General features: G+C 71.2%; 11 protein-coding genes. 3 read left to right on the forward strand and 8 right to left on the reverse strand.

The genetic code is table 11. The features are described from left to right. Positions 1–56 precede the first annotated feature (56 nt). The gene (locus H8N03_RS13740) at positions 57–3,020 is read left to right on the forward strand and encodes an L-glutamate gamma-semialdehyde dehydrogenase (protein WP_187076753.1); all 2,964 of its coding nucleotides are present in this window, start codon (positions 57–59) and stop codon (positions 3,018–3,020) included. Here the strand turns inward: H8N03_RS13740 and H8N03_RS13745 are convergent, their stop codons facing one another. The 6 genes from H8N03_RS13745 to H8N03_RS13770 all read right to left on the reverse strand — a co-directional run bounded on the left by H8N03_RS13745 (position 3,021) and on the right by H8N03_RS13770 (position 9,842). Beyond that, positions 3,021–3,287: a hypothetical protein gene (locus tag H8N03_RS13745; RefSeq protein WP_187076754.1), complete on the reverse strand. Its 267-nt coding sequence runs from the start codon at positions 3,285–3,287 to the stop codon at positions 3,021–3,023. A gap of 174 nt (positions 3,288–3,461) precedes the next feature. Further along, positions 3,462–5,024 (reverse strand): DHA2 family efflux MFS transporter permease subunit, encoded by a 1,563-nt coding sequence (locus tag H8N03_RS13750; protein WP_187076755.1) that lies wholly within the window; start codon positions 5,022–5,024, stop codon positions 3,462–3,464. An 8-nt stretch (positions 5,025–5,032) separates the two neighbouring features. Next, positions 5,033–6,292: an HlyD family secretion protein gene (locus H8N03_RS13755; protein ID WP_187076756.1), complete on the reverse strand. Its 1,260-nt coding sequence runs from the start codon at positions 6,290–6,292 to the stop codon at positions 5,033–5,035. A gap of 25 nt (positions 6,293–6,317) precedes the next feature. Beyond that, positions 6,318–7,745, reverse strand: coding sequence for an efflux transporter outer membrane subunit (locus H8N03_RS13760; RefSeq protein ID WP_187076757.1), 1,428 nt, complete (start codon positions 7,743–7,745; stop codon positions 6,318–6,320). Next, entirely contained in the window at positions 7,742–8,236 is a 495-nt protein-coding gene (locus H8N03_RS13765) for a MarR family winged helix-turn-helix transcriptional regulator (protein ID WP_255428206.1), read from the reverse strand. The genes H8N03_RS13760 and H8N03_RS13765 overlap by 4 nt, the downstream gene beginning before the upstream one ends. 76 nt (positions 8,237–8,312) lie before the next feature. After that, a complete protein-coding gene (locus H8N03_RS13770; protein ID WP_187076758.1) occupies positions 8,313–9,842 on the reverse strand; it encodes a class I adenylate-forming enzyme family protein in 1,530 nt (509 codons plus the stop codon). Positions 9,843–9,978: 136 nt separating this feature from the next. Here H8N03_RS13770 and H8N03_RS13775 point away from each other — a divergent pair, with 136 nt between their 5' ends. Both H8N03_RS13775 and H8N03_RS13780 read left to right on the forward strand, forming a co-directional pair. Then, positions 9,979–10,323: a hypothetical protein gene (locus tag H8N03_RS13775; protein ID WP_187076759.1), complete on the forward strand. Its 345-nt coding sequence runs from the start codon at positions 9,979–9,981 to the stop codon at positions 10,321–10,323. Positions 10,324–10,327: 4 nt separating this feature from the next. After that, complete coding sequence (locus H8N03_RS13780; protein ID WP_187076760.1) at positions 10,328–12,061, forward strand: RecQ family ATP-dependent DNA helicase; 1,734 nt, start codon at positions 10,328–10,330, stop codon at positions 12,059–12,061. A 101-nt stretch (positions 12,062–12,162) separates the two neighbouring features. Here H8N03_RS13780 and H8N03_RS13785 read toward each other — a convergent pair whose 3' ends face one another. Then, positions 12,163–13,614, reverse strand: a complete 1,452-nt coding sequence (locus H8N03_RS13785; RefSeq protein ID WP_187076761.1) for a hypothetical protein — start codon at positions 13,612–13,614, stop codon at positions 12,163–12,165. Then, entirely contained in the window at positions 13,611–14,879 is a 1,269-nt protein-coding gene (locus H8N03_RS13790) for an SPFH domain-containing protein (RefSeq protein WP_187076762.1), read from the reverse strand. The genes H8N03_RS13785 and H8N03_RS13790 overlap by 4 nt, the downstream gene beginning before the upstream one ends. Positions 14,880–14,907: the final 28 nt, after the last annotated feature.

A 14,907-nucleotide genomic window follows, 5' to 3' on the forward strand; every position in this document is an offset into this window, starting at 1 on the left:
TAGCGGAACATTCGTCGCACTACCAGCGACGATGGAGGCAATCCACACTTGCAGACATGAGCCCCGAACACCAGCGCCTGCCCTCGCCCTACCGGCCCGAAGCGGCCATCGTCGCCGACCGCCTCGAGACCTTGCAGGGCTCGCTCGACTGGGACGCGGCCGCGCGCGACGCCGCGCCCTGGGTGGAAGCGGTGCGCCGGCATCCGCCGCCGTTCTGGGCGATGGAGAGCCTGCTCAAGGAGTACCCCATCTCCAGCGCCGAAGGCCTCGCGCTGATGCGACTGGCGGAGGCGCTGCTGCGCGTGCCCGACGCGGAGACCGCGATCGCGCTGACCGCCGACCAGCTCTCGCGCGCGGACTTCGCCGGCTCCGCCGACAGCGCGCTCGCGCGCCTCTCGCACAGCGCCATCACGCTCTCCAAGCGCTTCCTGCCGGGAGACGGCGCGCAGCCCGAAGGCGGCCTCTTCGCGCGGCTCGGCGCGCGGACCGTGGTGGCGGCGACCCTGCGCGCCGTGCAGCTCCTGGGCCGCCAGTTCGTGCTGGGACAGGACATCGGCGAAGCGATGGACGAAGCACGCGAGGCGCGCCGGCGCCAGCCGCAGCTGCGCTTCTCCTACGACATGCTCGGCGAAGGCGCGCGCACGGCGGAGGACGCCCGGCGCTACTTCGCGCACTACGAGCAGGCGATCGCCGCCATCGCCGCCGCGGCGGATCCGTCCGCGCCGCTGCCGCGCAACGACGGCATCTCGATCAAGCTGAGTGCCCTGCACCCGCGCTACGAGGCCCTGCAGCGCGAGCGCGTGCTGCAGGAGCTGGTGCCGCGCGTCGCGCGTCTGTGCGAGCAGGCCGCGCGCGCGAACATCAACCTCACCATCGACGCGGAAGAAGTAGACCGGCTGGAACTGTCGCTGGACGTGTTCGAAGCGCTCGCCGCGCACGTGGCCGCGACGCATCCGCAATGGCAAGGCTTCGGCCTCGCGCTGCAGGCCTACCAGACGCGCGCGCTGGAGCTGATCGCGGAAGTCGCGGCCATCGGGCGCCGCCACGGAATCCGGCTCATGTGCCGCCTGGTGAAAGGCGCGTACTGGGACGCGGAGATCAAGCGGGCGCAGGAGCTCGGGCTCGCGCACTATCCGGTGTACACGCACAAGCACCACACCGACATCTCGTACCTCGCCTGCGCCAGGGCGCTGCTGGAAGCGCAGGACGTCATCTTCCCGCAGTTCGCCACGCACAACGCTGGGACGATCGCAGCCATCGTGCAGATGGCGCGCAGGAACGGCGCCCCCTTCGAACTCCAGCGCCTGCACGGCATGGGCGAAGGTATCTACCGCGAGGTGCTGAAAGACGGCAGCCTCGCGTGCCGTGTCTACGCTCCGGTGGGACAGCACCGCGACCTGCTCGCCTACCTCGTGCGGCGGCTGCTCGAGAACGGCGCCAACTCCTCTTTCGTGCACCAGCTCGCCGACGAATCCGTGGGTCTGGACCAGCTGCTGGAGTCGCCGCTGCACCTCGCGCCCGAGCCTTCGCTGCCGCTGCCGCCCGACCTCTATGGCCCTCGACGCCGCAACAGCCACGGCCTCGACCTCGCCGTGCCCGCGGTGCGCGCGCAGCTGGAACAGGCCTTCGCCGCAGCGAGCGTCCCGGCCATTCCCGGGTCCGCGCCGGAAGACGTGGTGCCCGCGGTCGACCGCGCCGTCGCCGCCTGGCCGGCATGGGAGCGGCGCAGCGCCGAAGACCGCGCGCTCATCCTGCGCCACGCCGCCGACGCCATGGAAGGCGAGCTGCCGCGCCTGTGCGCGCTGCTGGTGAAGGAAGGCTTCAAGTGCTGGGGCGACGCGGTGGCCGAGGTGCGCGAGGCAGTGGACTTCCTGCGCTTCTATGCGAACGAGGCGGAGCGCATCCTGCAGCCCGCCACGCTGCCGGGACCCACCGGCGAGAGCAACGTGCTGCGCCTCACCGGCCGGGGCACCTGGGCCTGCATCAGCCCCTGGAACTTCCCGCTCGCGATCTTCACCGGGCAAGTCGCGGCGGCGCTGGTCACCGGCAATTGCGTCATCGCGAAGCCGGCCGAACAGACGCCGGGCATCGCGGCCGAAGCGGTGCGGCTGCTGCACGCGGCAGGCGTGCCGCACCCGGTGCTGCAACTGCTGCACGGTGCCGGCGAAACCGTGGGCGCCGCGCTGGTCGCGGAGCCGCGCATCGCCGGCGTCGTGTTCACCGGCTCGACGCAGGTCGCCAAGATCATCCAGCGGACGCTGGCGGCCAAGGACGGGCCCATCGTCCCGCTGATCGCGGAGACTGGAGGCATCAATGCGATGCTGGTGGATTCGACGGCGCTGCCCGAGCAGGTGGTCGACGCCGTCGTGCAGAGCGCCTTCCGCTCGGCGGGCCAGCGCTGCTCGGCGCTGCGCCTGCTGGTCGTGCACGAGGCGATCGCGGACGGGGTGATCCGCATGCTGCAAGGTGCCGCGGGCGAGCTGGTGGCAGGCGACCCTTCGCAGTGGCGGACCGACGTCGGCCCGGTGATCGACGGCGAGGCGTTCGCGAACCTGCAGCGCCACGTGCGGCGACTCCAGGCGGAAGCGAAGCCGCTGCTGCCCGAATCGGAGCCCGACGAAGCGACGCGCCTGCTGCCGCCGCAAGCCTTCGAGGTCGCGGCGGTCGAGCAGGTCAGGCACGAGATCTTCGGGCCGGTGCTGCACGTCGCGCGCTGGAGCGGCGACCCGCAGGCGGTGATCCACGCGATCAACCGCATCGGCTACGGCCTCACGCTGGGCATCCAGACCCGCATCGACAGCCGGGCGGAGGCGCTGGCGCGCGAGGCGCGCATCGGCAACGTCTACGTCAACCGCAACATGATCGGCGCGGTCGTCGGCGTGCAGCCCTTCGGCGGGGAAGGCATGTCAGGCACCGGGCCCAAGGCCGGCGGTCCGAACTACCTGGCGCGCTTCTGTGCCGAGCAGACCGTGACGATCAACACCGCTGCCGCTGGCGGCAACGTGGCGCTCCTGGCCTGATCAGATGGTCGTGAGCTTCAGAAGGTTGCGCGACAGGCGCTCCTTCTGCGGGTCGCCCAGCAGTTCGTTGGCGCTCGGCAGCTTGCCGTCGTAGGCGCCCAGCACTTCCTGCAGGGCGGACAGCGTGCGCTTCAGCTCGTCGGCGTTCTCGCGCTTCGCGAGGTCCGCCTGCACGTCCTCCAGCGCGCGGAACAGCAGCGCGCGGGTGTTGCCGCGGATGACGAGGTTGCCGTCGCATTGCCAGATGGCCTTGTGCATGTATTTCATGGAGCATCTCCCTGGTATGCGAAGAAGGATGCGCCACGCACGGGGCCTGGCCTGTGGGCTCGCGAAGGGTTCGGGTGACCGGCGTGTTCTTCCCGCCACGTCAGTGCGAAGCACAGCCTTGGGCGTCGAAGCGGCGGCAATGCGGTGTCGGACGCCACCGCACTGGCCGCCTGATCAGTGCGCTCCCGCCGCGGCTTCGCCCGCGCCGGCGCCGGCTTTCTGCGGATGGGTCAGCCACACCAGCGGGATCAGCAGCAGGAACAGCGCCGCGGACATGTAGAACACGTCGTTGGCGGCCAGCATGAAGGCTTGCTGGTTCACCATCTGGTTCACCTGCGCCAGCGCCTGCTCCTGCGTGAGGCCGCTGGCGACGAGGCCGGACAAGGTCATCTGGGCCGCCGCGCTCCCGTTGGAGACGGACTCCGCCAGCTGCGCGTGGTGCAGGGCCGCGCGGCTTTCCCACAGCGTGGTGAAGATCGAGGTGCCCATCGCGCCCGCGGTGATGCGCACGAAGTTGCTCAGGCCCGAGGCCGCGGGAATGCGGTCCGGCGTGAGCCCCGACAGCGTGATCGTGGTGAGCGGGATGAAGAAGAACGCCATCGCGATCCCCTGGATCACCGTCGGCACCAGGATGGTTGCGAAGTCGGCCTGCGTGTTGAAGCGCGAACGCATCCACAGCACCAGCGCGAACACCACGAACGCGAAGGTGGCGTACTTGCGCGGGTCGACCTTGCCCAGGGTCTTGCCGACGAAGGGCGACAGCACCAGCGCCATCAGTCCCACGGGCGCCATCACCATGCCGGCCTCCGTCGCCGTGTACCCCATGAACTGCTGCAGCCACAGGGGCAGGATCACGACGTTGCCGAAGAAGAGGCCGTAGGCCACCGAGATGGCGATGGTGCCGCCCCAGAAGTTGCGCCGCGCGAACAGGCGCAGGTCGACCACCGGGTGTTCCTCGGTGAGCTCCCACGCGAGGAAGAACGCGAAGCCGATCGCGGCGGCGACGGCGAGGCCCACGATCAGGGGCGAGGAGAACCAGTCGTATTCCTTGCCCAGGTCCAGCATCACCTGCAGGCAGCCGATCCACAGCACCAGCACCGCGAGGCCCACCTTGTCGATGGGGAGCTGCCGCGTCGGGCTCTCGCGCTTGCGGTAGATCGCGAACGAGGCGAAGGCCGCGGCGATGCCCACGGGGATGTTGATGTAGAAGATCCAGGACCACGCGATGTTGTCCGTGATCCAGCCGCCCAGCAGCGGCCCCATCACGGGCGCGACGAGCGTCGTCATCGACCACATCGCCATGGCGAGTCCCGCCTGCGCGCGCGGGTAGCTGGCGAGCAGCAGGGTCTGCGACAGCGGGATCATCGGCCCCGCCACGAAACCCTGCAGCGCGCGGAAGGCGATCAGCGCCGTCATGTTCGGCGCGAGGCCGCACAGCCAGGACGCGATCACGAACAGCACCACGCTGGCGACGAACAGGCGCACCTGGCCGACGCGCTGCGACAGCCAGCCGGTGAGCGGCACCGCGATGGCGTTCGCCACCGCGAAGCTGGTGATGACCCAGGTGCCCTGGTTGGGGCTCACGCCGAGGTCGCCGGCGATGGCCGGCAGCGAGACGTTGGCGATCGAGGTGTCCAGCACGTTCATGAACGTGGCGGCGGACAGCGCGATCGTGCCCCACACCCGCGCGGAGCCTTCCAGCGGCGGGTGCGGGAGCGGTGCTTGGGCGTTGGCCATGCGCGCGATCAGTGCCGCGAGGACGCCATCGCGCCGTGGGCGCGCAGGTTGGCGGCCCCGCTGTTCATCGCGATGACGCGGCGCACTTCGGCGTCGGCGCCATCGTCCTGGGTCTCGAAGACCTGCGTCTGGGCGATCGCGGAAGCGCGCGGGGCGTCCGCGAGGGTCTTGCCTTCCTGCCGGCTGATGTCGACGGTGGCCTCCATGGAGAGACCGACGCGCAGCGGGTGCTCCTTGAGTTGCTGCGCATCCAGCGCCACGCGCACCGGCACGCGCTGCACGACCTTGATCCAGTTGCCCGTGGCGTTCTGCGCCGGCAGCAGCGAGAACGCCGCGCCCGTGCCGACGCCCAGGCCGGCGACGGTGCCCTTGTATTCCACGCGCTTGCCGTAGATGTCGGCGGTCAGCGTCACGGGTTGGCCGAGGCGGATCTTGCGCAGCTGCACTTCCTTGAAGTTCGCATCCACCCACACCTGGTTCAGCGGGATGATGGACAGCAGCGGCGCGCCCGCCTGGATGCGCTGGCCCAGCTGCACGGTGCGCTTGGCGACGTAGCCGTCGACGGGAGCGACCAGCACGGCGCGCTGGTAGGCGAGCCAGGCTTCGCGCACCTTCGCCGCGGCGGCCTGCACCTGCGGGTGCTGCTCCACGTCGGTGCCGGCGGTCATCGCCTGGTTGCTCGCGAGCTGCTCGCGCGCGCCCACCATCGCGGCCTGCGCCGCCGTGAGGTTGCTGCGCGCGGCACTGAGCTGCGTCTGCGCGTGGTTCAGTTCCTCGCGCGAGACGGCGCCGTTGCCCACCAGCGAGGCGCGCCGGTTGTAGTCGTCGCTGGCGCGCGTCACCTCGGACTGCGCCTTGGCGACGTCGGCCTGGCGCAGCGTCACCTGCGCGGCGAGCGAACCGTTGTTCGCGTACAGCGTGCGCACCTGGCGCACCGTCTGGCCCAGGGCGGCCTCGGCCTGCTCCAGCGCCACCTTCGCATCGGCGGGATCGAGCTTCACCAGCGGCTGGCCAGCCTTCACGAAGTCGGTGTCGTCCGCGTGGATGGACATCACCGTGCCGCCGACTTGCGGCGTGATCTGGATGACGTTGCCCTGCACGTAGGCGTTGTCGGTGCTCTCGTAGTGGCTGGCCACCAGCCACTCCCAGGCGCCCCACGCGACGCCGCCGACCACGACCATCGCGGCCAGCGCCGTCAGGGCCTTGCGGCGCTTGGTGTTGCGGCCCTGCAGCGCGGGGACGGCGGCGGGATGTTGTTGTTCGCTCATGGTGTAGGTCTTCTTTGCGAGGTGTTCAGTGCGCCGCGACGTTCTCGGCGGTGGCGGAATAGCCGCCGCCCAGGGCGCGGTAGAGGGCGACGCGTGCGTCCAGCGCCCGCGCCGCGAGATCCACGCCGAGGCGGCGCTGCGCCAGCACGGCGTTTTCCGCGCTCAGCACGTTCAGGAAGGTGCCGAGGCCGGCGCGGTAGCGCTGCACGGCGATGTCGTAGGCGCCTTCGGCGGCCGCTTCGGCCTGGCGCTGTTCGGCCTGCTGGCGCTCGACGGACTGCACGGCGGCCACGGCATCGCCGGCTTCGTGGAAGGCTTCCAGCACGGCGCCGTTGTAGCTCTCGATCGCCGAGTCGAGGTCGGCGGTGCGGCCCTTCAGGTTGGCGCGCAGGCGGCCGGCGTCGAAGATCGGCAGGCGGATCGCCGGGCCCACGCCCCATTGCGTGCTGCCCAGGTCCAGCAGCTTGCCGAGGCCGAGCGTGGAGAGGCCGAGGAAGGCGGTGAGGTTGACGTTGGGATAGAACTGCGCCTGCGCCGACTTCACGTCCTGCGACGCGGCTTCGACGCGCCAGCGGGCGGCGTTCACGTCGGGGCGGCGGGCGAGCAGGTCGGCGGGAAGCGCGGGCAGCGTCGTTCCGGCGCGCACGGTGCGCAAGGCGGGGAGCTGGCCCACGGCAGGCACGTCCTGCGAAGCGACGAGCGCGGCCAGCGCGTTGCGCGTGGTCTGCGCCTGCTCCTGCAGCGCCTCGATCTGCTGGCGCGCTTCGGGGATCGCACCTTCGCTCTGGCGCTGTTCCAGCGTGGTGTCGAGGCCGGCGCTCACGCGCTGCTGCACCAGCTGCAGTTGCTGCTCGCGCTGCTGCAACGTGCGGCGCGCGACCACGAGCTGTTCCTGCAAGCGGGCGAGCTGGAAGTAGGTGCGCGCCACGTTGCTGGCCAGCACGACGCGCGCAGCCGCAACGTCCGCATCCGCGGCACGCGCGCCGCCCAGGGCCGCCTGCAGCGCCGCTTCGTTTTTGCCGAAGAAGTCGATCTCCCAGTTCGCGTTCGCCTGCAGCGTGCCCGTGTCCTGGATGGAGCCGGCGAGCGGCTTGGGATAGAGGCTGTTCTCGCTGAAGCGCTGGCGCGTGATGTCCAGCGCACCGTTCACCTGCGGGTAGCGGCTCGCATCCGCGGCCTCGGTGGCGGCCTGCGCGCGGCGCAGGCGGGCGCGGGCGACGCCGAGATTGGGGCTGTCGCGCAGCGCCTGTTCGATCAGGCGGTCGAGTTGAGGGTCGCCGAAGTCCTTCCACCAGTCGGCGGCGAGCGGGGCCACTTCGGTGGCGGCGACGCTCGGCACGGGCGGGGTCCGCAGCGTGGCCTCGGGTGCGATGCCCTTCATGTTGGCGCAACCCGCGAGCAGCAGGGCGGCAGCGAGGCCGGCGAGCGGCCGGCCGTGCGATCGTGTGTTCATTCCTGTCCTTGGGTTTCGGCCTGCAGCGCCTGGCCGTTGGCGAGGATGCGGCGCAGCAGGTCCTTGAGCTGCGTCCACTCGGCGACCGTGAGCCCCTGGAGGAAGGCGTTCTGCACGTCGCACAGCACCGCGGGGATCTCCTTGGCGGCCTCGCGGCCCTCGCGCGTGAGCTCGAGGTTCACCACGCGGCGGTCTTCGGAGGAGCGCACGCGCGCGACCAGCCCCTTGGCCTCCAGGCGGTCGAGCGTGCGCGTCATCGCGCCCGCGTCGAGCTTGCATTCGCGCGCCAGCTCCGCCACGGTGGAGGCCTGGCCCATGTGCAGCTTGACCAGCGGCACCCACTGCGCGTTGGTGAGGCCGGCAGGCTCCAGCGCCTTGTCGATCTGCGACGTGGCCAGGCTGAGGATCTGGCGCATCAGATACGCCGCGCTCTCGTCGGGCTGGTAGGTCTCCGGCTTGTAGAAGGTGATGGCGCGGCTGCTTCGGCTCATGAGGGCCCGGATAATACTTGCCTAGGCAAATATTGTCAAGGCTGTGATTGCCCCGGCAGCTTCCTGCCGGGCAAGGTCAGCCGGGCCGGTAACTTTCGCGCAGCTGCCTCTTGAGCACCTTGCCGATGTCGCTGCGGGGCAGTTCGTCCACGTAGCGCAGGTCGACGAGGCGCTGCGTCTTGCCGAGGCGTTCGTTCGCCCAGGTGCGGAGCGCTTCGGCCGCCGGCGCGCCGGCGGACGCGACGACGAAGGCCACCGGCGACTCGCCCCATTCCTCGGAAGGCACGCCGACCACCGCGGCGTCCTGCACGCCGGGATGGCCGCGCAGCACGGCCTCCAGGTCGCTCGGGTAGATGTTGAACCCGCCGCTGATCACCATGTCCTTGCGGCGGTCCATCAGCATGAGGAAGCCGTCCCCGTCGAAGCGCCCGACGTCGCCGGTGCGGATGAAGCGGTTGCCCTGCAGGTCGTACCACTCCGCTTCGCGCGTCTTGCCCGGCTGGTGGTGGTAGCCGGTCATCATCGCGCCCGAGCGGCCGACCACTTCGCCGATCTCGCCGCGCGGCAGTTCGCGGCCGTCCTCGTCGATCAGGCGGATGTCGTGTCCTTCCGCGGGTCGGCCGACCGTGTGCAGCTTCTCCGGGAACTTGTGCGCTTCCAGGATGCAGGTGCCGCCGCCTTCGGTCATCCCGTAGTACTCCACCAGGCCGCCCGGCCAGCGCGCGAGCACGTCCGCCTTGAGCTTCGCGCCGAAGGGCGCGCTGGTGCAGAACTTCATGCGGAAGGACGACAGGTCGTGCCGCGCGAAATCGGGCACGGCCATGAGCCGCTGGTACTGCACGGGCACCAGCATCGCATGCGTGGCACGCACCTCCTGCGCCAGCGCCAGGTAGCGCTGCGGGTCGAAGCGCCCTTCCGTGAGCACCACCGTGCCGCCCTTGGCCAGCGCGGGGAATACCGAGACCAGCGTGGTGTTGGAGCACAAGGAGGTGGCGACCAGGGCGACCGTGTCCGGGCCGTAGCCGTAGTTCTCCCCGCGGGCGACGTGGGCCCAGCGCATCCCGTGCGGCTGCACGATGCCCTTGGGCGTGCCCGTGGTGCCGGAGGAATAGATGATGTTGAAGGGCCACTCCGGCCGGATCGCGACCGGCTGCGGCGCGCCCGCGGCATCGCCGAGCCACGTTTCGAATTCGGCGGTGTCCATGCGGATGCGGGGCACCGGCACGTCGACGGCAGGAACGCTGCCGTCCGCGAAGAAGAGCCGCGCACCGCTGTCCCGAACCATGCCCGCCAGCTGTTCGACGGTCGTGCCGGTGGGCAGCGGCGCGACGGCGAGCCCGGCGCGCAAGCCGCCGAGGAACAACGCCACGTACGGCAGCGAATTCGCGCCGCAGATCGCGATGCTCTCGCGCGGCTGGCAGCCCAGCCCCTGCAGCCGCACCGCGATGCGGTCGGCCAGCGCGTCGAGTTCCGACCAGCTGAGGCAGGCGCCGCCCTGGCGCACCGCGGCGTGGCGGGGCCTGGCCCGTGCGTGCTCGCGCACGAGGTCGGGAATGGTGCGGAACGGCGGCAGGCCCGCGGGGGCCGGGGAAGCTGCGGTGCTCATCGTGTCTCCTTGCGCGCACTGTACGCGAGGGGTCGCCGCAGGGCTGCGTCCGACACGGCCGTGGTGCCGGAGCCGACGCCCCGCTGCGGGCGCGCACGGGAGACTGTCCCCATCCTGATCCCGGAAGGAGAACGAGATGGCATACAGCAGCATCCTGGGCGGCGAAGTGGCGCCGCAGCAGCCGAGCGGCCGCGAAGCCGACCTGCTGGGCCCGAGCGACAACACGGACTCGGGCAGCGACACGATCGGCACCTTCGAGGCGAGCGACGACACGACCGACAGTGGCAAGACGGGCGACCGCGGCGCGGTGGCCGGCGCCGAAGCGGAGATCGGCGGCGACATCCGGCCCGACCGCGTCGTGAACCTCGCCGACGACGAAGGTTTTCCCGAAGCCGACCCCGACGGCATGGAGATGACCGACCTGGACAACGACGACGTGCAGGCCATGGCCGACGAAGACGCGTCGGACCAGGACCGCTGACCCCATGCCCCGCAGCGCCACGCCGGCCGCCGTCGCGCGGCAGGTGCGGACCCTCCTGCGCGACACCTTCGGCCTGTCGCGCCTGCGCCCCGGCCAGTTGGCCGTGATCGACCGCGTGCTGGCGCACCAGCCCACGCTGGCGATCATGCCGACGGGGGCCGGCAAGTCGCTGTGCTACCAGCTGCCCGCCCTGATCCTGGAAGGCCGCACGGTCGTGGTGTCGCCGCTCATCGCGCTGATGAAGGACCAGTGCGAGTCGCTGCGCGAACTGGGCATCGCCGCCGTGCAGATGAACAGCGCGATCGACAGCGAGGAAGCGAAAGCCGCCGAAGCCGCCATGGCCGACGGCAGCGCGCGCATCATCATGACCACGCCCGAGCGGCTGGCGGAGCCCGGCTTCCTGGAGAAGCTCACGACCCATCCCGTGGCGCTGCTCGCGATCGACGAGGCGCACTGCATCTCGCAGTGGGGGCACGACTTCCGGCCCGCCTTCCTGGAGATCGCGCATGCCCTGCCGCGCCTGGGCCATCCGGTGGTGCTGGCGCTGACGGCGACGGCCACCGAGGACATTGCGCGCGACATCTGCCAGCAGCTCGGCATCCCCGGCGACGGGGTCGTCAACACCAGCGCGTACCGGCCGAACCTGGACCTGCGCGTGGTGCCCGTCGCACGCGAGGCCGACAAGCTGGCGCAGGTGCTCAAGCTCGTGAAGGCCACCGAAGGCAGCGGCATCGTCTACACCGCCACCGTGAAGGCAGCGCAGGCGGTGTACGAGGCGCTGCTGGCAGCCGACGAGTCCGTGGGGCTGTACCACGGCAAGCTGCCCGCGGCGGAACGCACCCAGGCGCAGGAAGCCTTCATGGACGGCGAGCGCCGCGTGATGGTCGCCACCAATGCGTTCGGCCTGGGCATCGACAAGCCCGACATCCGCTTCGTGCTGCACTACCAGTTGCCGGCGACGCTGGAGGCTTACTACCAGGAAGCGGGACGCGCCGGGCGCGACGGCGGGACAGCGCGGTGCACCCTGCTCTTCCTGCGCGGCGACAAGGCGATCCAGCAGTTCTTCATGGCCGGGCGCTATCCCGGCGAGGAAGACGCGCAGGCGATCGTGCAGGCGCTGAAGGACAAGCCCGCCGAAGGCGGCGCCTGGACGCTGCCGCTGCTGCAGGCGCGCGTCGGCCGCCCGAAGTCCAAGCTGCAGGTCGCGCTCGGGCTGCTGCGCAAGGACAGGATCGTCGCCATGGCGCGCGACGGCAGCCTGCGCCTCGCGGCCCGCCTGCCCAAGGGATCGCGCGTGCGCGAACTCACCGAAGGTTACGGGCGCAAGCGCGACCTGGACCGCGAGGCGCTGGAGCGCATGGTCTTCTATGCGCAGACCGGGCAGTGCCGCTGGCGCGTGGTGCTGGAACACCTGGAAGGCGAAGCCCCGTTCGAGCGCTGCGAACACTGCGACAACTGCCGGCGCATCGCCGCGCACGAAGCGGTGGTGGAAGACCTGCTGCGGCGCAAGGAGTCCGAGCCGGAGGAAGAAGCGCACGAGGAGAGCGACTCGCCGGTGTTCACACGCGGCGACCTCGTCGAAGTGCGGCGCTACGGCCGCGGCGTGGTCGAGGAAGCCACGGCAACGCAGGTGACCGTGGCGTTCGCGGACCGCAGTCGCAGGAGCTTCCTGCCGGAGTACGTGAAGAGGGCGAGGGCGGCGAAGGCCAAGGCGGCTGCGAGCGGCGCGCCGGCATGAGAGTCGAAGCTGGGGTTCGCATTCGCGAAACCCAGCCTACGAAGACCCGACGTCGCGGCTGGTAGGCTGGGTTTCGCGCAGCGAACCCCAGCGCCCCACCATCACCGCACCGACACCGTCATCCTCTTCCACGCCGGATCCTGCCACCGCTGGAACGGCCCCAGTGCCCCCGCCTCCGGCGACTGCTTCTGCGTCGCCAGCGAGTCCAGGCCCACCACCTCGTAGCTGCGCCGATACCTGCCCTCGCCGCGCGCCTCGCGCGCCACCAGCACCTGCTGCCCGCCGGGCACCCAGCCGGCGAACTCCGCGTAGCCCAGCTGCGGCGTGAAGGTCGCCGGTGGCAGCACGTCGATCGCCCATTGCTTGCCCTGCCGGCGGAACAACCACAGCTCGCGCCACGCTTCCATCGGCTGCACGGCCAGCGCGAGCGCATTGCCTTCGCGGTTGAGGGTGGCGGACTGCGGCCAGACCAGCGCATACGTGCAGCGTCGCGCCAGCGGTTGCGACGGGCCGTGCTGCCCGTCGACCAGCAGCACGCAGGTTTCGCCGGGCTGGCCCGGCTGCGTCACGATCCAGGGCCGCTTGCCGTCGGCGGCGACGGCCGATCCCGGCAGCGCCGCCCAGCGCGACGCGTTCACGCGCATGGCCGCTTCGTTCCACGCGGCGAGGTCCTCTTCCGCGAGGTCCTCCTTGCGGGCCATGGCCAGTTCGTCGAGCGCGCGCTGCGCCGCCAGGTGCGCCGGCTCGCCGAGCCGCGCCTGTTCGTACGCGAGCGTGCTCCACACCGAGGCGCGCCGCAGCAGCAGGCGGTTGCGCACGTGCGGCGGGACGTTGGCGATCTCCACGCGGTCCAGCACCTCCGCGCGCCAGAGGTTGGCCTTGTGGCGCTGCAAGGGTTGCAGCGCGGGATCCATGCATTCGGCCTGTGTCAGCGCCAGCGCCGCCCGCGCCTTCTGCTCGCCGTTGGCAGGCAGCGCCAGCACGCGCTGGAACGCGTCGCCGTCGTAGCAGATGCGCATGCGGCCTTCGCTCTCGTAGCTCGCGAACTTCACGCCGTAGCGCGCGGCGACGTCGAGGTGCGCCGACAACGCGAGCTGCGCCTGCTTGCTCGCCGCGCCACCAGCCGACGCGCGCTGCGCCAGCCTCTGCGCGAAGACGCCGAGCGCGTCGAGCGCTTCCGCCCCCGCGGCCCCGCGCACGGACTCCGCCGGCGCCGCCTGCACCCACGCCGCCGCGAGGCCGATGCCCAGCGACTCCGCGCCGGGGGCTTCCCGCAGGAAGCGCAGCACCGCGAGCAGGTCCGGCGCCTCGGCCGGCGTGAGCGCCACGCGCCGCACTTGGTCGGCGCGGACGTAGCCGCCGCGCTCGCGCTGGTGGTCCCAGACCTGCAGGTAGCCGAGGCGCTCGCCCCGGACCTCCAGCGCTTCGCCCTGCCAGAGCTGCACCTGCGCGGCGGCGGAATCGCGCGGCGACGCGCGCAGCACCGCCTGGTCCGTGGCGACGATCGCGGTGCCCAGGCTCGCGGCAGCGAGGACGGTCGCGAGCATGCTCATTCCTCCTCGCGGACGGACGCGTGCTGCGGACCGGCTTCGCGTGCGCCGGCGCCGCCGCCCAGCAGGTTGGCCGCCAGGAAGCCGCCGCCCGAGCCGGGCGGGGCGATGATCACCTGCACCTTGTCCGAGAGCTTGTCGGCCAGCGTCTTCTGGATCAGGAGCGGGTGGCGCGAGAGCAGCGCGCCTTCGCGGGCCATCTGCTCCGCGTTCGCCTGTCCCACCTTCTCCATGCGGAAGGCCTCGGCTTCGGCCAGGCGCTTGCGCGCGTCCGCCTCGCCCGTGGCCTCGATGCGGCGCGCCTGGGCATTGCCTTCCGCCACCTTCATGCGCGCTTCCTTCTCCGCCTGGGCTTCCAGGCGCCGCTGCTCCACCTGCCGCTGCTTGAAGGGCAGCACGTGCTTCATCGCTTCTTCCTGCGCCCGCGCGGCGATCACCTGTTCGCGTGCGGCTGCTTCCGCGCGCAGCTCGCGCCGGACTTTCTCGGCCGACGCCTCCAGCGCCGTCTCCTTCACGCGCTTGTCCTTCAGCTGCAGCGTGTATTCCATCTTCTGGGTCTCGAGTTCCTCGGCGAGCAGGCCTTCCATGCCGCGCTTGTAGTCGGCCGGCAGGTCCACCTTGCCGACCAGGACGCCCTTGAGCGCCACGCCGTCGGCCGCGAGGCGCTGGCGCAGGTCGGCCTCGATCGCCTGCTGGATCTCGACCCGCTTCGTCGAGAAGATCTCGCGCACGGTGTAGCGGGCGAACACCTTGTAGACCACGTTCTGCACCGCCGGCTCGACGATCTCCGCATCCAGGTCCGCGGGCAGGCTGCGCGCCGTGGCGCGGAGGCGGGAGGCATCGAGCGCGTAACGCACGGCCATGTCGATGCCGACGGAGAGCCCTTCCACCGACTGCACCGGGGCCGGCCCCGATGCGCTGGCGATCTGCGCGGGGCGGTACACGCGGTCGCGCACGGTGAAGACCTGCGCCTCGTGCAGCCCGGGCAGCACGAGGATGCTGCCGTCGCGCCACTGCACGACGTCGCCGGTGACGAGGTTCGTGCGCACGCCCACTTCGCCCGCGCCCACCGTGCGCAGCGGCGGATGCGTGAACAGCACCCAGCCGGCGGCGCCGACCACGGCGGCGACGCCGATCGCGCGCTTCGCCTGCTGCACCCGCGCCAGGGCGCCTTCGGCGAACAGCATCTCGCCTTGCGCGGGGCGGCGCCACCGGCGCTGCAGGCCGATGCGGAGCGCGCGGACGATGGAATTCAGTCGGGCCAGCATGTCTTCTCTCCAGGAAGGTTCGGGTGGG

The sequence above is a fragment of the Ramlibacter cellulosilyticus genome (assembly GCF_014297465.1).
Classification (GTDB): domain Bacteria; phylum Pseudomonadota; class Gammaproteobacteria; order Burkholderiales; family Burkholderiaceae_C; genus Ramlibacter; species Ramlibacter cellulosilyticus.